This is a genomic window from Bacteroides muris (ex Fokt et al. 2023) (assembly GCF_024704895.1).
Lineage (GTDB): Bacteria > Bacteroidota > Bacteroidia > Bacteroidales > Bacteroidaceae > Bacteroides > Bacteroides muris.
The window spans coordinates 57,581-74,354 of sequence record NZ_JAMZEE010000014.1; the positions used below are offsets into that span (position 1 = coordinate 57,581).

The following is a 16,774-nucleotide window of genomic DNA, read 5'->3' on the forward strand; positions in this document are numbered from 1 at the left end:
CGATGAATGTGGAAGAATTCAGAGAATACTGTCTCTCCTTGCCGGGAGTGAGCGAGAAGATGCCTTTTCCTAATGTGGCCGACAGATACAGCCGCGATGTGCTTTGCTTTTATGTGGGCGACAAGTGGTTCTGCTTTGTCAATATCGAAGTGTTCGACTTCTGCTGCATCAAGTGCCGCCCGGAGGAATCAACGGAGCTGCGGGCAAGGTACGAGGGGGTGAAGCCGGGGTGGCACATGAACAAGAAGTATTGGAACAGTGTGTATTTTAATCAGGATGTACCGGACGGCATTATCCGGGAACTGGTGGAACGCTCCTATCGGCTGGTTGTGGAGAGCCTGCCGAAGAGAGACAGGGAGCGCTATACTCCCATACACTCTCTATAAAAGTCGAACATCTCGAAGATTGTCTCCTTGTCTGCCGTCTGGTTGAGGCAGATGTCGCCCACTTCTTTCAATAAGGTGAAGTTGATGACTCCGGCGGCATTCTTCTTGTCATGCTTCATCAGTTCGTAGAGCTGGTCATACTGTTTGCAGTTGAAGGCGAAGCTGCCATAATTCTCTTTGACGAACTGGATGGTCTGGCGCATCTTGTCCTTCGGGAATCCGGTCTTTATATAAGAAAGGTATAGTTCGCAGACCAGCCCCCATGCCACTGCATAACCGTGCAGCACCGGACGGCTTTCGGCAAGGGCAAGGCTTTCGAAGGCGTGTCCCACGGTGTGCCCCAGGTTCAAGGCTTTGCGGATGCTGTGTTCCAGCGGGTCTTCTTCTACGATGTGTTCCTTTACCTGCACGGAACGTCCTACCATGGATTTCAGCAGGGCGTAGTCTGTCTTCTCCGTATCAAAGGCCAGCAGTTCCGCCAGATGTTTCGGAGTACTGATGAGGCCGTGCTTCAGCATCTCGGCATAGCCGGAGAAGAAGTTATGGGCATCGAGGCTGCGCAGGAATTCGGTTTCCAGCAGAACGCAGGCGGCGGGAGCAAAGACGCCGATTTCATTCTTCAGACCGTTGAAGTTGATGCCCGTCTTGCCTCCCACGGAAGCGTCGACCATGGCGAGCAGCGTAGTGGGAACGTTGATGTAGGTGATTCCCCGCTTGAAGGTGGAAGCGGCAAAACCGCCGAGGTCGGTCACCATGCCCCCGCCCAGGTTGATGAGCAGGGAGTGGCGGCTGGCCCCTTTCTCACTCAAGGCTTGCCATACGGCAGCCAGCGTTTCCAGATTCTTGTGCACGTCTTCCGCCCCGATAACAATCTCTTCCGCTCCTTCCAGCGCGGGGATGCCGTCCAGATGTGGGCGACAGAGGCAGTGGGTATGCTCGTCGGTAAGGATGAAAAGCTTGTCGTGGGGGCACTTCTCTATGGCATGCGTCAGGCTGTTCGCCAGTCCTTCGCAAAGGATTACTTCTTGTTTACTCATCTTGTTAATTACAAATTACCAATTACTGATGTTACGGATTATGAAGGAAAGGGGGCCTTCTTCATTATATTATGGTGCAAAGATAGCTCTTTTGGCAATAAAACGTTATCTTTGTCCCGTGAAATTCTATGGGAGCAAGGCGTTTCCGCCATCTGCCTCCTGCTGTTTGTAATTAGTAATTTGTAATTGATTGATAGAAATGAGAGCATTACTTCCCGTTTATTGCCGTCCGCTGGGCTATTTCATCATAGCTCTGGCGTTGTTCCTTCCTTTCATATTCCTATTGTGGGGAAAAGTGACAGATGCCAACCTGTTGTTTTACAAGGAATGCTCCAAACTCCTGATGATGATGGGAGCGTTGATGATAATCTTTGCCTTGTCGAAGAACGAGAATAAGGAGATAGAGCAGGTGCGTAACAAGGCCACGCGCAATGCCATCTTTCTGACCGTTCTTTTTATCTTCGGCGGTATGCTCTACCGGGTGGCGCAGGGTGACCTCCTTTCGGTCGATTCTTCCTCTTTTCTCATATTTCTCATATTGGACGTACTTTGCCTGGAATTTGGTATAAAGAAAGCGACGGTTGATAGATTATTTAAGCGGAATGGTCGATAAATGAAGCAAATCGTCATGTGGGGCATTAAACCTTTTGCCCGGAAGTCTGTCAAATGGAACAGTGAATAAAAGGCATTGTACATTTAAAGAATAGACAAAGAATAGACACATGAAGAAAATTATCACGGGGATGGCGTTGCTGTTGGTAACAACGCTGTCTGCATTCTCACAGACCAAAAACATTACGGTATCGGGCCGTGTCGTGGAGGACACCAAGGAGCCTGCGATACAAGCTACCGTGCAGTTGCTTTCATTGCCGGATAGTGCCCAGGCATCAGGTACGGCCACTACGGCACAAGGTTATTTCACTCTCCCCAAAGTCAGTGCGGGCAAATACGTGCTGAAGGTTTCCTATATCGGATTCAAGAACCAGTACCTGCCCATGCATCTCTATGCCACGACGACAGCCAAGAACGTGGGTACCCTGACGCTGGAGACGGACGCCGTGATGCTGGCCGAGGCTGTGGTCACGGCCGAAGCGCCGCAGGTGCAGGTGGTGGAAGACACGCTGGTCTACAACTCATCCGCCTATCGTACCCCCGAGGGAGCCATGCTCGAGGAGTTGGTGAAGAAGCTGCCTGGTGCGGAGATTGACGACGAGGGTAATGTGAAAATCAACGGTAAGGACTTGTCGAAGATTATGGTCGACGGAAAGGAATTCTTCGGTGGAGACGTAAAGACCGGTTTGAAGAACCTGCCGGTAGATATGATAGAGAAGCTGAAGACGTATGACAAGAAGTCCGACCTGGCGCGTATAACAGGTATTGACGACGGTGAGGAGGAGACGGTGCTCGACCTGACCGTAAAGAAAGGCATGAACCAGGGGTGGTTCGGTAATGCCGACGTGGCCGGAGGTACGGAAGACCGCTATATGGGCCGCTTCATGCTGAACCGCTTCGTGGACAAAACCCAGGTGTCGGTAGTGGGCTCTGCCAATAACGTGAACGACCAAGGCTTTTCGGGCGGTGGCGGCGGTCCGCGCTGGCGCAGGAACAACGGACTTACGGCAACGAAAATGCTGGGTGTGAACTTCGCTACCCAGACCGACAAGCTGGAATTGGGCGGTAGTGCACGTTACAACTATCAGGATGGGGATATTGCAAGTATAGGTTCTACCGAGGACTTTCTGCCGGACGGCAATTCTTACTCCAACTCGAACAGCAGACAACGCAACAAAAACAAGAATTTCAATGCCGATTTCCGTCTGGAGTGGAAGCCGGACTCGATGACGAACATCATTTTCCGTCCCAACTTCTCGTATGGCAAGACGGACAATCTTTCCGGTTCGGAGAGCGGCACGTTCAATGCCGACCCTTACAGTCTGGTGACCGACCCCAATAACTGGCTGAATCTGGAGAAGATTCTCAATCCGGACGATGACCTGTTGAGGAATGTCCGTATAAATGCCACCAACAGCGGTTCGCTGAGCGACAACAAAAGTGTGTCTACAGATGCAACCTTGCAGTTGAACAGAAAGCTGAATGACAAAGGACGCAATGTCACGTTTCGTGGAAGGTTCGGTTATACCAATAATGACAACAACCAGTATACGGAGTCGGAAACGCATTACTTCAAATTGATGAACTACTACTTGCAGACGGGAGACTCCGTACTGATTCGTAACCAATATATCGCCACTCCGACCAAGAACTACAATTATAGTGCGCAGCTGACTTACAGCGAACCGATAGCCCGTGCCACTTTCCTGCAATTCAGTTATCAGTTCCAGTACAAGTATAGCGAGAGCGACAAGACGACGTACGATTTGCAAGGCTTTCCGGATTGGGGATTGTCAACCCTGCTTCCCACGGGATATGAAGAGCATGTGGTGGACAGTCTGGGCAAGTATGCGGAATACCGCTACTACAACCATGATGCATCCGTGTCCTTGCGCTTCATCCGCGAGAAGTATCAGCTGAGCGCAGGCATGTCGTTCCAGCCGCAGCATTCCGTGTTGTCCTATAAGCGCGGCGACTATATGATTGATACCACCCGCAATGTGTTCAACTTCGCTCCGAATCTGGACTTGCGCATCCGTTTCTCCAAGGTGAGCCAGCTGCGTATGACATACCGCGGCCGCAGCAGTCAGCCCAGCATGGAGAATCTGTTGCCGATTGTGGATAACTCCAATCCGCAGAATGTACGTATCGGTAATCCGGGCTTGAAGCCTTCCTTCACGCACAACATGCGATTCTTTTATAATACGTATAATGCCGAAAAGCAGCGCGGCATTATGTCGCACGTCAATTTCTCGGCAACGCAGAATAGCATCAGCAACAGCCGTGTGTACAATTCGGAGACCGGCGGATGGACCACGACCCCGAAGAATATCAACGGTAATTGGAATGCGTTCGGCATGTTCGGTTTCAATACGGCACTACCCAATAAGAAGTATACCATCAATTCCTTCTCCAATGCCAACTATCAGAACTATGTGGCTTATCTGACGTCCGGTAAGGGAGCAGATGCCGTGGAACGGAAGAATACGACCACCAACCTGACACTGGGCGAACGTCTGAATGCCGCCTATCGTAACGACTGGTTTGAATTCGGCTTGAACGGAAGCATCTCCTATTCAATAGAAAAAGATAAACTGACGCCTGACAATAACCAGGAGCCTTATACCTTCTCCTACGGTGCCAACACGCAGATTTCCATGCCATGGAACATGACGCTCTCTACCAACATAGCCAACCAGAGCCGCCGCGGATATACGGACAGCAGCATGAACCGTAACGAGCTTATCTGGAATGCACAGTTGTCGCAGACTTTTTTGAAAGGGAATGCTACTGTCAGCTTCGAGATGTACGACATTTTGAAGAAGCAGAGTAACATCAGCCGTTCGCTGACTGCAAGCGGTCGTTCGGTGTACGAATATAATGGCGTGAACAGCTACTGCATGCTTCACTTCATCTATCGTCTGAATATTTTCGGCAGCAAGGCTGCCCGCGAGAGAATGCAGGGCAGACGCGGCTTCGGCGGTCCGGGATTTGGTCCGGGTGGTCCTGGCGGTTTTGGAGGACGCAGGCCGTTCTAAAATACCTCTCTGCCACGGCTCTCTCATTGGAGGGAGTCAGAGGGGGGGAAGGGAGTTATCGCCCTTCGGGCTTAGGAGTTAAAGCCGATAGCCTTGTGGATGCAGAGCGATACTGTCGGCTTTAGCTTCCTTTACCCCTCCTCTGGCTTTTTTGCTCTCTTTGGCTTCCTTTCAGCTCTCTTTGGCTTCCTTTCAGCCCTCTTTGGCTTCCTTTTGGCCCTCTCTTTGGGCTTCCTTTTAGTCTTCTTTGGCTTCCTTTTGGCCCTCTCTTTGGGCTTCCTTTTAGTCTTCTTTGGCTTCCTTTTAGTCCTCTCTTTGGGCTTCCTTTTAGTCTTCTTTGGCTTCCTTTCAGCCCTCTTTGGGCTTCCTTTTGCTCTCTCTGGCTTCCTTTTAGCCCTCTCTACCCCTTCCCTTAACCTCCTCCGACTCCCTCTGTCTGCTTTAAATGAAAGAGTTGTGTCCTCTGTGTCTCTGTGTTTTTCTTTTTCTTTCATTTCATTTTTCGTACTTCATTTCTTTTTCCTACATTTGTTTCACACTTAATCGTCTGTGAACATGCTTGATTGGAACTTCATAGCCAGCCAGATTGCTGCGATTGCCTTCGACGTTGTTTATTTCGGGGCCATCATCGGAACGATTGTCGTTATTATCCTCGACAACCGCAATCCGGTGAAAACCATGGCATGGATACTGATATTGATGTTTCTTCCCATCGTGGGACTGGTGTTTTACTTCTTCTTCGGGCGTAGTCAGCGCCGCGTGCGTATGATAGGGAAGAAGAGTTACAGCCGCTTGTTAAAGAAACCTATGGCGGAATATCTGGCCCAGAATTCATGTGTACTTCCCATCAATTACAGCCGTCTCATATCCTTGTTCCGCAATATCAACCAGGCTTTTCCCTTCGATGGAAACCGGGTGGAAGCCTATACCCTGGGGCTTTTCATGCTGCAATCCCTGCTGCGCGAACTGGGGAAAGCAACGAAGCATATCCACATGGAATTCTATATCTTCGAGGATGATGCCATCGGACGCTTGGTGCGCGATGTCTTGATGGAAAAGGCGCGTGCCGGGGTAGAGGTACGTGTGATTTATGATGATGTGGGTTGCTGGCACGTTCCCAATAGTTTTTTTGAAGAGATGCGTGAGGCCGGTATTGAGGTACGCAGTTTCCTGAAGGTACGTTTTCCGCTTTTCACCAGTAAGGTGAACTATCGTAATCATCGGAAAATAGTTGTCATTGACGGACGTGTCGGCTTTGTGGGGGGCATGAATCTTGCCGAACGCTATATGCGCGGATTCTCATGGGGCATCTGGCGAGACACACATCTGCTGCTGGAGGGCAAGGCTGTTCACGGACTGCAGACCGCCTTCCTGCTCGATTGGTACTTTGTGGACCGCACTCTGATTACTTCTACCCGCTATTTCCCAAGAATAGAAAATTGCGGCACTTCCTTGGCGCAGATTGTAACGAGTGAGCCTGTAGGCCCGTGGAAAGACATTATGCAGGGTCTCGTCATGTCCATTTCCAGCGCAAAGAAATACTTCTATATCCAGACTCCCTACTTCCTGCCCACGGAAGCCGTACTTGTTGCCATGCAGACCGCCGCCTTGTCAGGTGTCGATGTGCGTCTGATGTTGCCTATGCGTGCTGATAACCGCTTGACGCATCTGGGTTCCTGCTCTTATCTGGCAGATGTGCTCTATTCGGGAGTCAAGGTCTATTTCTATAAGAAAGGATTCTTGCACTCTAAACTGATGGTTTCGGATGATGAACTGTCTACGGTAGGCTCCACGAATGTGGATTTCCGTAGTTTTGAACATAACTTTGAGGTGAATGCCTTTATCTATGACACGGAAACAGCGCTTCAGATGCGCGAAATCTTCCTTCAAGACCAGCGTGACTGCGTACAGGTATTTCTGAAAAACTGGGTGAAGCGCCCTTGGTATTGTAAGGCGGCAGAGAGCGTGGTGAGGCTGATGGCACCGCTTTTGTAATTGATGATTGATAATGGATAATTGACCGTGTTTGTTATGCAGTCAATTATCTATTATCTATTCTCAATTAAAGAACGTGAAGTTCACGCTACCGTACACCCTTCTCTCCACAAAGTGCGGATGTCCCTCGAAACTGTTTTTCTTTCCGTGTTCCAGAACAAAGAGGCCGTCTTTTTTCAGCAGATTGTTTTCGAAGATGAGGTCGGGCAAGGTTTCCAGCCCGGCAAGCTCGTAGGGAGGATCGGCAAAGATAAAGTCGAACTGCTCGCGTCCGCTCTTGATGTATTTGAATACGTCACCCCGTATGGGCAGGCACTTGTCTGTCTTTAGTTCTTGCAGAATTTTGCAGATGAAGGCGTAGTGGTCACGGTCTTTTTCCACGCTGATTACTTGGTTGCAGCCTCTGGATACCAGCTCGATGCTGATGCTGCCCGTACCGGCAAAAAGGTCGAGGGCACGTACACCGTCCTCAAAGTCCATGTAGTTGGAAAGCACATTGAATAGATTCTCTTTGGCAAAGTCGGTAGTAGGGCGTGCCTTGAATGAGTGGGGGACGTCGAAACGTCTTCTTTTGTATATTCCGCTGATTATTCGCATAGGGTTATGGCTTGCAGGTCAAGATTAGTGGCGGGATTCATGATGAACACCTGCCGGATGAATTTTCGCAGTTCGGACAACAATAGCTCTTTGTCGTTCAGGTCACCGGTGAGGTGTAACTCATCGCGCTCCTGCTCAAAGCCAAGTTGTTTCCATATATATAATAGGTAATAGACGCAGTCGGGTGTACTTTTGCATTTAAAGGAATTGGCAAGAAGCAGGTGCCCGCGTTCGTAGCTGTATACGTCTACGGCATCTTTTTGCAAGTATACATACATTTTCCGATTGTTGCCCAGGCGGCTCTTCGAGGAGAAGAACTCGATGAAAGGGCTGGCTTGGGAATAGAATTTTATATCGGGATGCCGTTCGCGGAGAAAGGAGTAGGCGCTTTTGTCCATGCCAAACAGTACGACAGTGTTGTTTTTATGCAGTATGTTGTATAGTACGGTTTCGTTTTCCCGTTTAGGGTGGTTGTGATAGAAGATAATTTCCGTTTGTTCGTCCTCGAAGAACTCCAGGGGAATGAACGTGAAGCGCTTGTCTGCCATGAGTACATTGACACGGTGGAAGGGGAGCTCCAGCCATTCCAGTTCGCGGAAGGTCTGTTTCAGATTGGCAGTGAGGGAGAGGGACTCGTCCACTTTCCTATTGTAGTAAGAAAATTCATCGTTCGCCAGAGGGTTGAACACAGAAAAAGAAAATCCATCCGTACTGAGACGGATGGATAATGTATATTGTTCCGATTTATTAAAATCAGTCGTTTCTATCATACGTTTATCGGGATGAGATTATTCCCAGTTACCGGCATTGTTGTTGGCTGTTTCCAGACTACCAATCATCAGACCGCAGTACTTGCCAAGTTTGGTTTGTACGTCCTTGATGTTGGCAATTTCCTGCTGATCCAGACCATTCAAATAAACCTCGTACGGAGTCTTCACTTCGAGCAGACAGAAAGGAGCACCGGATTTAGCTGTGTCATTCTTGATAGCCATTTCGAACTGTGCGCCGTTTCCGAAGGGAACATATCTCATGGAGTCAGCATTAAAACCTTTCGGGAAGATAGTGTCCAATACGGCTACCCACAGAGTATCACGCTTGAAGTTTTCCAATCCCCATTTCTTGACATCGGCATAGTTGCCTGTCTTCTTGGCTTTATTGATAATGTTGATGGCTTTCTTTTCAGTCAGACCGTCTTCCAACTGTTTGTCATCCAATTCACCTTGCTTGAAGATGAACGGAAGTTTCTGATGCTTGACAAAGTCAATCAGAGAGTCGAAGCTTTCAGTATATTGCTGGTTGTGTAAAGTACGATATTCCAATTGTGCTTTACGGATGTCAATCAGACGTGCGATGACAGCTGCGTCTCTGTGCTTCTTTGCTTTTTCAAAGTTGATAGGACCCATAATGCTGGCATAACAAATATAAATTAGCACCAAAGCACATAAGCCTAAAATGACATTAAATACTGTTTTCATGATAAATATGTTTTTTAGTTGTTATATTCGCACCGCAAAAATAAAAGAAATTAATTTAAAAACGATAGTTCCCCTTACTTTTTTCTGTTACAAAAATGATAAATAACTATTTAGAAAGGCAAATTAAGGAAAATTTTCCTTATCAACCAACTTCAGAGCAAGAAATTGCTGTGAAATATTTATCGGAGTTCCTTCTCTCATCCCGTAACGAGGTGGTTTTTATGCTTCGTGGTTATGCTGGAACGGGCAAAACTTCGCTGGTCGGTGCTTTGGTGAGGACGTTGGATAAGCTGAAACAGAAGTCGGTATTGCTGGCACCGACCGGGCGGGCAGCAAAGGTTTTTTCGGCCTATGCGGGACATTCGGCATTTACAATTCATAAAAAAATCTATAGACAGCAATCTTTCTCTAATGAGTTGAGTAATTTCTCTGTGAACGATAATTTGACAACTCACACTCTCTATATAGTGGATGAGGCTTCGATGATTTCCAATGAGGGACTGTCCGGTTCCATGTTTGGTACGGGCAGGCTGCTGGATGACTTGGTGCAGTTTGTCTATTCCGGTCAGGGGTGCCGTTTGTTGCTGATGGGCGATACGGCGCAGCTTCCGCCGGTGGGAGAGGAACAGAGTCCCGCTCTCTTTGCCGATGCTTTGAAAGGCTATGGTCTGGAGGTGTTGGAAGTGGATTTGACGCAGGTAGTACGCCAGGAACAACAGTCGGGTATTTTGTGGAATGCTACCCTCCTGCGGCGGTTGATAGCGGAAGATGATTGCTATAGTCTGCCCAAGATAAAAGTCTCGGGATTTGCCGACATCAAGGTGCTGCCCGGCAATGAGCTGATAGAGACGTTGAGCTCTTGCTACGACCATGACGGGCTGGATGAAACCATCGTGGTGTGCCGTTCCAACAAGCGGGCGAACATCTACAACAAGGGCATCCGTGCACAGATTCTCTGGCGTGAGGATGAGCTGAACACCGGTGATTTGTTGATGGTGGCGAAAAATAACTACTTTTGGACGGAAAAAGAGAAGGAGATGGACTTCATTGCCAACGGTGAGACTGCCGTGGTGCGTCGCGTGCGCCATACGCGTGAACTGTATGGCTTCCGTTTTGCGGACGTGACGCTGTCTTTTCCCGATTACGACGACTTCGAATTGGAGGTGAACATGCTGCTCGATACCTTGCATACCGACTCTCCCGCACTGCCAAAGGCGGAGCATGACCGGCTTTTCTATTCCGTCCTTGAGGACTATGCCGACATTACCGTGAAGCGCGAGCGGATGAAGAAGATGAAAGCAGACCCGTACTATAACGCTCTGCAGGTGAAGTATGCCTACGCCGTGACTTGCCACAAGGCGCAGGGAGGGCAGTGGAAGAATGTATTCCTTGACCAGGGCTATATGACGGACGAGTATCTGACACCCGATTATTTCCGTTGGCTCTATACGGCCTTTACCCGTGCCACAGGAACGCTTTATTTAGTGAACTATCCGATAGAACAAATTGTTTGAAAAATAGAGAGGGGTACTGACGCAGTATTCCGGTATTTTTTTTATTTTTGTAGATAGAACAACTATAACTGAATAATATTATGAAGAAGTTATACTCTTTCTTTGCTTTCATAGTGGTGCTGTTTATCGCTTCCGGTTGCCAGGACGATTATCGGAGCATGGTGCTTTTCGAAGGTGTGGAGCCTATTTATCAGATTGGGACATGTAATAATCTGGTGTCTAACCTTTCTTATTATCTTTCTGAAACAAATGAAGATACAGTGCTGGGCATTGACGGTGGCGACGGTTCCTATAATGTGATTAACGAGCATGAATCAGTGGCTTCCGTGACTTTTACCGATGATGTCAACGGGTATCAGCGTATCAAGATTCATCCGTTGGCAGAGGGGGAGACGATTGTGAAGGTGATGGATGGTTCCGGTGAGGAAACACAACTGCGCATCACGGTGAAAGGTCGTAGGCAATATACGTTGACGAAGATGGGCTTCGAGTATGGTATCAGTAGTGGTGCACCGACGGAACTGCTGGGGGATGTTTCTAAGGAACTTGCCGAGCGTCCTTGGGTGAAGGATGGTGGGTATTATGTGCTGGTGCCCGAAGATTTCTCCAATAGTATGTGGAAAGGTATATTGGAAATCTATCCAACGGGGAAAGAGGAGGAACCGCTAATGGGAATATACGAGACAGTTCCAGTGGAAGATGAGAGCGGGGATACATATGCACTGTGGCAGTTTACTTATAATGGAGAGAAGAGGCTCTTTACGCGGACGGTTTCGGGAAATGGTAAATGTGTTCTTGCGGAAAATGTAACTCCTTTCTGTCCTTTCGGTTTGTTGCCCGAAGGTGCACTGGTGGTTTATCGCGAAATGTTTCTACTTCGGATGGAATGAGGCTTTAGTGGAAATCTTGTCAAGAGCAGATTTACGAAAGATTAACAGACGGGAGGCTTGGGCTTCCCGTTTTTGTTTCTGTTGCGCATCATCTGTCTGTTCTGTATGCATCATTCGTTTGCTTCGAATGTATTGTCTGTTTGTTCTGGACTAATCATCCGTCCCTTCACTTCACTGTCCCAAACCTCAGGGTTTTTCACGGAAACTCCAGGGCTTTGGAGGGTAAATGTCAGCCATTTTACTTGCTAAGGTGTGGCATTTAGGATGGTAAGGTGTAGAGTTTTGGGAGCCGGCATGTGGCATTTCAAATGGAATACCGTGGAAGGTAAAAAGAAAAGGAGAAGCAATGCTCCTCCTTTCCCGGTAGTTTAATTTTGAAATATCTAAAAAATGACGTTACAAATATACAACATCGCAGAGGCGATGTCAAGTGTTTCGCCAATCATTTTCGATTATAATCCTGCCAATTCCAATACTTTGTCAATGGCAGCGTTCAGTCCGTCAGCATTCTTACCGCCGGCAGTTGCAAAGTGGGGCTGGCCACCGCCACCGCCTTGGATAAGTTTGGCAGCTTCTTTCACCAGGTTTCCGGCTTTCAGTCCGCCTGCCACGAGGTTGTCGCTCAGCATGACGGTCAGCATCGGCTTGCCTTCGGCTTCAGTTCCGGCCACGAAGAACAGGTTCTCTGTAATCTGGCCGCGTAGCTGGAAGGCGATGTTTTTCACCGTTTCCGCCGGTAGCGGAGCACAGAACTTGATAACTTTAACGCCATTGACTTCCTGCACGTTCTTCAAAAGCTTTTCTTTCAACTGTGCTTCCTTCTCCTTCATGAAGTCTTCTACCTGTTTCTTCAGTCCGGCATTCTCGTCGATATACTTACGGATGGTTCCGGCAAGGTCGGGAGCATTGTTGAAGAGCGCCTTCAAGTCGCGTAGCGTGTCCTCGATGGTATTCAGCATTTCTTCTACGCGTGCACCTGTGTAGGCTTCGATACGGCGTACACCGGCAGCTACGGAGCTTTCGGAAACAATCTTCACCATACCGATGTTGCCGGTAGCGGCTACGTGCGTACCGCCGCAGAACTCTACGGAAGAACCGAACTGAATGACGCGTACATGGTCGCCGTACTTCTCACCGAACAGAGCGATGGCCCCCAGCTCCTTAGCTTCTTCGATAGGAATGTTGCGGTATTCCTTCAAAGGTATGTTGGCCCGAATCTTTGCATTAACGATGTGTTCTACCTTGCGGATTTCCTCGTCCGTCACCTTCTGGAAGTGTGAGAAGTCGAAACGCAGGGAGTCCGGTGTAACCAAAGAACCCTTCTGCTCAACATGCTCACCAAGAACTTCGCGCAGTGCGGCATCCAGCAAGTGGGTGGCAGAGTGGTTGGCGGCACAAGCGGCACGCTTGTCGGTATCCACGCATGCCATCATTGGAGCTTCCAGGTGTTGGGGCAGCTTCTTGGCGATGTGGATGGGCAAGTTGTTTTCCTTCTTGGTGTCTATTACTTCGATGGTTTCGAACTCGTTCACCAATACACCGGTATCACCTACCTGACCGCCGCTTTCAGCGTAAAATGGAGTCTTGTCCAGCACAATCTGATACAAGGTCTGGTTCTTTTGCTTCACTTGGCGGTAGCGCAGAATGGATGTTTCATATTCCGTATAGTCATATCCCACGAATTCGGTAGTACCTTCTTTTAGCGTAATCCAGTCACCGGTTTCTATGGCAGCGGCATTGCGGGCACGCTGTTTCTGCTGTTGCATTTCGGCATCGAATTCCTTGATGTCGGCAGTCATGCCGTTTTCGCGGAGAATCAGCTCCGTCAGGTCGAGCGGGAAACCGAAAGTATCATATAAGGTGAAGGCATCCTTTCCGCTGATTTCGTTCTTGCCCGCGGCTTTGGCGTCTGTCATGGTCTTTTCCAGCAGGCGGATACCCGTCTCCAATGTGCGGAGGAAAGAGTCTTCTTCTTCTTTGATAACTTTTGCAATCAAGTCCTTCTGTGCATTCAGTTCGGGGTAAGCGCCACCCATATTCTCGATGAGCACGGGAAGCAGCTTGTACATGAATGCCTGCTTCTGTCCGAGGAACGTATAACCGTAGCGTACGGCACGTCGCAGGATACGGCGGATGACATAACCTGCTTTGGCATTGCTCGGTAGCTGTCCGTCGGTGATGGAGAAAGCTATGGTACGGATATGGTCGGCAATCACGCGCATGGCGATGTCCGATTTCTCATCTTCGCCGTACTTCTTGCCTGCCATGTCGCCGATGGCTTTCAGTATCGGTTGGAACACGTCCGTATCGTAGTTGGAAGTCTTTCCCTGCAGCGTGCGCACCAGTCGCTCGAAGCCCATACCGGTATCGATAACTTTGGCAGGAAGCCCCTCCAGACTGCCGTCTGCCTTGCGGTTGAATTGCATGAACACGAGGTTCCAGATTTCAATCACCTGCGGATGGTCTTTGTTCACCAGTTGGCTGCCCGGAATCTGTGCCTTTTCTTCTTCGGGACGTGAGTCGATGTGTATTTCGGAACACGGACCGCAGGGACCCGTATCACCCATTTCCCAGAAGTTGTCGTGCTTGTTTCCGTTCAGGATATGGTCTTTCGGCAAGAACTGTTCCCAGTAGGAGGCAGCTTCGTTGTCGCGTTCCAAACCTTCTTCGGCGTTACCTTCGAACACAGTGGCATAGAGGTCTTTCGGGTCTATCTTCAGCACATCCACCAGATACTCCCATGCCCAGGAGATAGCTTCTTTCTTGAAGTAATCACCGAATGACCAGTTGCCCAGCATCTCAAACATGGTGTGGTGGTAGGTATCGTGCCCCACTTCTTCCAAGTCATTATGCTTTCCGCTTACGCGAAGGCATTTCTGTGAGTCCGCAACTCTTTTGTATTTCGCCGGGTGGTTGCCCAGAATAATATCTTTGAACTGGTTCATTCCTGCGTTGGTGAACATCAACGTGGGGTCATCTTTAATCACCATCGGAGCCGAAGGCACTATCTGGTGACCTTTACTTTCGAAGAAACTCTTGAAAGAGTCTCTGATTTCGTTTGCAGTCAACATACGTCTATTTATGATTTATGATTTTTATTTATAGCTTGCGACTCATGACTTGTACAATTTATGATTTTAAAGGAAAAAGCTATCAGCCTTGTAGGTAATTCCCCACTATTATCACTCTTATAAATCATAAATCTTATAATTCTTGAAAAAACTGTGCAAAGATAGCTTGTTTTTATTACTTTTGCCGCATTGACAAGCGAAATATTTCCTAAGATGCGCAAAGTTTACTACATTTATAATCCACAGACGCAGACGTACGACCGTATTTATCCTACCGTGAGGCAGCGGGCGCTGAGTATTCTCCGCCGTTTGTTCATCGGTATGGGGCTGGGTGCGGGCAGTTTCATCGTGCTGCTGTTAATCTTCGGCTCCCCGTCAGAGAAAGAGTTGCGGAAAGAAAACAGCCAACTCCAGGCGCAGTACAACGTACTCTCTCGCCGACTAGACGAGGCGATGGGAGTGTTGCAGGACATACAGCAGCGTGACGACAACCTATACCGGGTGATTTTCATGGCCGACCCTATTCCTACTGCCATTCGTCAGGCGGGATATGGCGGCACCAACCGCTATGAACATCTGATGGATATGGCAAACTCCGATTTGGTTATCAATACCACTCAAAAGATGGACATGCTCAGTAAGCAGCTTTATATCCAGTCGAACTCTTTTGATGACGTGGTGGATATGTGCAAAAGCCACGACGAGATGTTGCGTTGCATTCCGGCCATCCAACCGATTTCGAATAAAGACCTCAAGAAGACTGCTTCAGGCTACGGTACGCGTATAGACCCCATCTATGGCACTCCGAAATTCCATGCCGGTATGGACTTCTCTGCCAATCCGGGTACTGATGTCTATGCCACAGGAGACGGCACGGTTATCAAGATGGGATGGGAAACCGGGTATGGTAATACGGTCATTATCGACCATGGTTTCGGCTATCAGACATGGTATGCCCACCTGCGCGATTTCCGTACAAAACCGGGTAAGAAGGTGGTGCGTGGTGAAGTCATCGGCGGAGTAGGCAGTACGGGCAAGAGCACCGGTCCGCATTTGCACTACGAGGTGCACGTTAAAGGGAAAGTCGTGAATCCGGTGAATTACTACTTCATGGATTTGAGTGCCGAGGATTATGACCGCATGATACAGATTGCGGCGAATCACGGGAAGGTGCTTGACTAATCTATCACTTCTTCGCAGACTGCCATTTCCGTGCCTCGGTATACCACTACTATCCGGTGTAGCGTAGTATTACCTATGTTGTTTCGGACAGTTTTGCTGGCAGCATAGCGATTGTCTTGCTTAATGGCTTCACAGCGTAGTTGTTCCACCCGTTCGTTGCTGTCTTTTCCTTTGGCATATTTCAGTTCGATGATGTAGCTGTGCTCCATGTCCTTGTAGATTTCGGTCAGCGGAAGAAGGAAGATGTCTGCATAGCCTGCCTGTGTGTCCTGTTCCGAAACCGGATGGTAGAAGCGGTTCTGCGACGTCATGGCGAGAGTGAAGCCGTGCACGTAGGCTTCGCCCTTCTGCTTGTCGCGCTGGGAGGAGTAGCGGTGCAGGCAGTTGTACAGCTGTTCACGCACTACTTGGTTGGGGATGGTTAGCTTTGTAGCACCTTTGTGCGTGCCGCCAATGGTGAGCATACCGAAATAGAACAACAAACTGATGAAATTGTCGGGATGAGTAATCTCTTCGGCAGGGAATCCTGCTTTCAATTCTCCGGTCATGAATCCTTGTTCCACCAGTTTCTGTATGATTGATGCATCGTGGGCAAACTCCTTGTCCTTGCGGATGAGCATGCGTAGCTTGTTGTAGTCCACGCGGATATTTTCTTTCACCATGTTCTTCGGCGGTTTGCCTCCATTGCGTACGTAGTTATCCACAAAGTAAAGCACCATATTGGAGTTGTACATCGTGGTGCGCCCATAGCTGTCTTCTGAAAAGCAGTAGTTGTCATATCATGGTTTCATCAATACTGCTAATTCATCCGTAGTATGGTGGAACTCGCAGGTAGTGGCATAATAGTTTAACATTTGGCGCACATCCTCTTCCGTAAATCCGGTCAGTTCATTGAACTCGGCAGACAGCGAGTAATTGGTTCCGATATTGAAGCCGCTTGTCAGGTCATCCATCCTTTTCCTTTTGTCAGCACAAAT

Annotated in this window: 13 protein-coding genes and 1 pseudogene; 7 read left to right on the forward strand and 7 right to left on the reverse strand. The window is 48.8% G+C overall.

Going from position 1 to position 16,774, the window contains the following annotated elements; genetic code table 11:
• Nucleotides 1-2: 2 nt before the first annotated feature.
• Nucleotides 3-386, forward strand: coding sequence for an MmcQ/YjbR family DNA-binding protein (locus M1B78_RS07740; RefSeq protein WP_257940338.1), 384 nt, complete (start codon nt 3-5; stop codon nt 384-386).
• On the opposite strand, the gene aroB is transcribed toward M1B78_RS07740, so the two are convergent.
• Nucleotides 362-1,423 (reverse strand): 3-dehydroquinate synthase, encoded by a 1,062-nt coding sequence (aroB, locus tag M1B78_RS07745; protein WP_257940339.1) that lies wholly within the window; start codon nt 1,421-1,423, stop codon nt 362-364. The genes M1B78_RS07740 and aroB overlap by 25 nt on opposite strands.
• Before the next feature lie 199 nt (nt 1,424-1,622).
• On the opposite strand from aroB, the gene M1B78_RS07750 reads away from it, so the two are divergent.
• Together M1B78_RS07750 and M1B78_RS07755 are read left to right on the forward strand one after the other, a co-directional pair.
• The gene (locus M1B78_RS07750; protein ID WP_136009571.1) at nt 1,623-2,036 is read left to right on the forward strand and encodes a hypothetical protein; all 414 of its coding nucleotides are present in this window, start codon (nt 1,623-1,625) and stop codon (nt 2,034-2,036) included.
• Nucleotides 2,037-2,145: 109 nt separating this feature from the next.
• A complete protein-coding gene (locus tag M1B78_RS07755; protein WP_257940340.1) occupies nt 2,146-5,073 on the forward strand; it encodes a TonB-dependent receptor in 2,928 nt (975 codons plus the stop codon).
• A 131-nt stretch (nt 5,074-5,204) separates the two neighbouring features.
• Here the strand turns inward: M1B78_RS07755 and M1B78_RS07760 are convergent, their stop codons facing one another.
• Nucleotides 5,205-5,567 carry a hypothetical protein gene (locus tag M1B78_RS07760; protein WP_257940341.1) on the reverse strand — a complete coding sequence of 121 codons (363 nt, stop codon included), beginning with the start codon at nt 5,565-5,567 and terminating at the stop codon, nt 5,205-5,207.
• 61 nt (nt 5,568-5,628) lie between these two features.
• Here M1B78_RS07760 and cls point away from each other — a divergent pair, with 61 nt between their 5' ends.
• Nucleotides 5,629-7,068 (forward strand): cardiolipin synthase, encoded by a 1,440-nt coding sequence (gene cls / locus M1B78_RS07765; protein ID WP_176468802.1) that lies wholly within the window; start codon nt 5,629-5,631, stop codon nt 7,066-7,068.
• A gap of 63 nt (nt 7,069-7,131) precedes the next feature.
• Here cls and rsmD read toward each other — a convergent pair whose 3' ends face one another.
• The 3 genes from rsmD to M1B78_RS07780 are packed head-to-tail and all read right to left on the reverse strand — an operon-like array spanning nt 7,132 to nt 9,140.
• Entirely contained in the window at nt 7,132-7,665 is a 534-nt protein-coding gene (gene rsmD, locus M1B78_RS07770; RefSeq protein ID WP_176468804.1) for a 16S rRNA (guanine(966)-N(2))-methyltransferase RsmD, read from the reverse strand.
• Nucleotides 7,656-8,435, reverse strand: a complete 780-nt coding sequence (locus M1B78_RS07775; protein ID WP_257931566.1) for a DUF3822 family protein — start codon at nt 8,433-8,435, stop codon at nt 7,656-7,658. The genes rsmD and M1B78_RS07775 overlap by 10 nt, the downstream gene beginning before the upstream one ends.
• An 18-nt stretch (nt 8,436-8,453) precedes the next feature.
• Nucleotides 8,454-9,140 (reverse strand): hypothetical protein, encoded by a 687-nt coding sequence (locus tag M1B78_RS07780; protein ID WP_136009576.1) that lies wholly within the window; start codon nt 9,138-9,140, stop codon nt 8,454-8,456.
• 95 nt (nt 9,141-9,235) lie between these two features.
• Between M1B78_RS07780 and M1B78_RS07785 the strand changes: the two genes are divergently transcribed.
• Both M1B78_RS07785 and M1B78_RS07790 read left to right on the forward strand, forming a co-directional pair.
• Nucleotides 9,236-10,654, forward strand: a complete 1,419-nt coding sequence (locus M1B78_RS07785) for an ATP-dependent DNA helicase (protein WP_257940342.1) — start codon at nt 9,236-9,238, stop codon at nt 10,652-10,654.
• Between the two features lie 80 nt (nt 10,655-10,734).
• Nucleotides 10,735-11,544 (forward strand): hypothetical protein, encoded by an 810-nt coding sequence (locus M1B78_RS07790; protein ID WP_136009578.1) that lies wholly within the window; start codon nt 10,735-10,737, stop codon nt 11,542-11,544.
• A gap of 452 nt (nt 11,545-11,996) precedes the next feature.
• Here M1B78_RS07790 and alaS read toward each other — a convergent pair whose 3' ends face one another.
• On the reverse strand, nt 11,997-14,615 hold the full coding sequence (alaS, locus tag M1B78_RS07795) for an alanine--tRNA ligase (RefSeq protein WP_136009579.1): 2,619 nt from the start codon (nt 14,613-14,615) through the stop codon (nt 11,997-11,999).
• Between the two features lie 213 nt (nt 14,616-14,828).
• Here alaS and M1B78_RS07800 point away from each other — a divergent pair, with 213 nt between their 5' ends.
• On the forward strand, nt 14,829-15,797 hold the full coding sequence (locus M1B78_RS07800; protein ID WP_176469607.1) for a M23 family metallopeptidase: 969 nt from the start codon (nt 14,829-14,831) through the stop codon (nt 15,795-15,797).
• Here M1B78_RS07800 and M1B78_RS07805 read toward each other — a convergent pair.
• Nucleotides 15,794-16,750 (reverse strand): annotated as a pseudogene (locus tag M1B78_RS07805) (AAA family ATPase); the annotation flags it as partial. The gene M1B78_RS07800 and the pseudogene M1B78_RS07805 overlap by 4 nt on opposite strands.
• Between the last annotated feature and the right edge of the window lie 24 nt (nt 16,751-16,774).

Coding starts and splice junctions, on each gene's coding strand:
- M1B78_RS07760 (WP_257940341.1), bottom strand. CDS start 5,567: ATGAAAGAAAAAGAAAAACACAGAGACACAGAGGACACAACTCTTTCA.
- M1B78_RS07800 (WP_176469607.1), top strand. CDS start 14,829: ATGCGCAAAGTTTACTACATTTATAATCCACAGACGCAGACGTACGAC.
- M1B78_RS07785 (WP_257940342.1), top strand. CDS start 9,236: ATGATAAATAACTATTTAGAAAGGCAAATTAAGGAAAATTTTCCTTAT.
- M1B78_RS07750 (WP_136009571.1), top strand. CDS start 1,623: ATGAGAGCATTACTTCCCGTTTATTGCCGTCCGCTGGGCTATTTCATC.
- M1B78_RS07780 (WP_136009576.1), bottom strand. CDS start 9,140: ATGAAAACAGTATTTAATGTCATTTTAGGCTTATGTGCTTTGGTGCTA.
- cls (WP_176468802.1), top strand. CDS start 5,629: ATGCTTGATTGGAACTTCATAGCCAGCCAGATTGCTGCGATTGCCTTC.
- M1B78_RS07740 (WP_257940338.1), top strand. CDS start 3: ATGAATGTGGAAGAATTCAGAGAATACTGTCTCTCCTTGCCGGGAGTG.
- M1B78_RS07775 (WP_257931566.1), bottom strand. CDS start 8,435: ATGATAGAAACGACTGATTTTAATAAATCGGAACAATATACATTATCC.
- alaS (WP_136009579.1), bottom strand. CDS start 14,615: ATGTTGACTGCAAACGAAATCAGAGACTCTTTCAAGAGTTTCTTCGAA.
- aroB (WP_257940339.1), bottom strand. CDS start 1,423: ATGAGTAAACAAGAAGTAATCCTTTGCGAAGGACTGGCGAACAGCCTG.
- M1B78_RS07790 (WP_136009578.1), top strand. CDS start 10,735: ATGAAGAAGTTATACTCTTTCTTTGCTTTCATAGTGGTGCTGTTTATC.
- M1B78_RS07755 (WP_257940340.1), top strand. CDS start 2,146: ATGAAGAAAATTATCACGGGGATGGCGTTGCTGTTGGTAACAACGCTG.
- rsmD (WP_176468804.1), bottom strand. CDS start 7,665: ATGCGAATAATCAGCGGAATATACAAAAGAAGACGTTTCGACGTCCCC.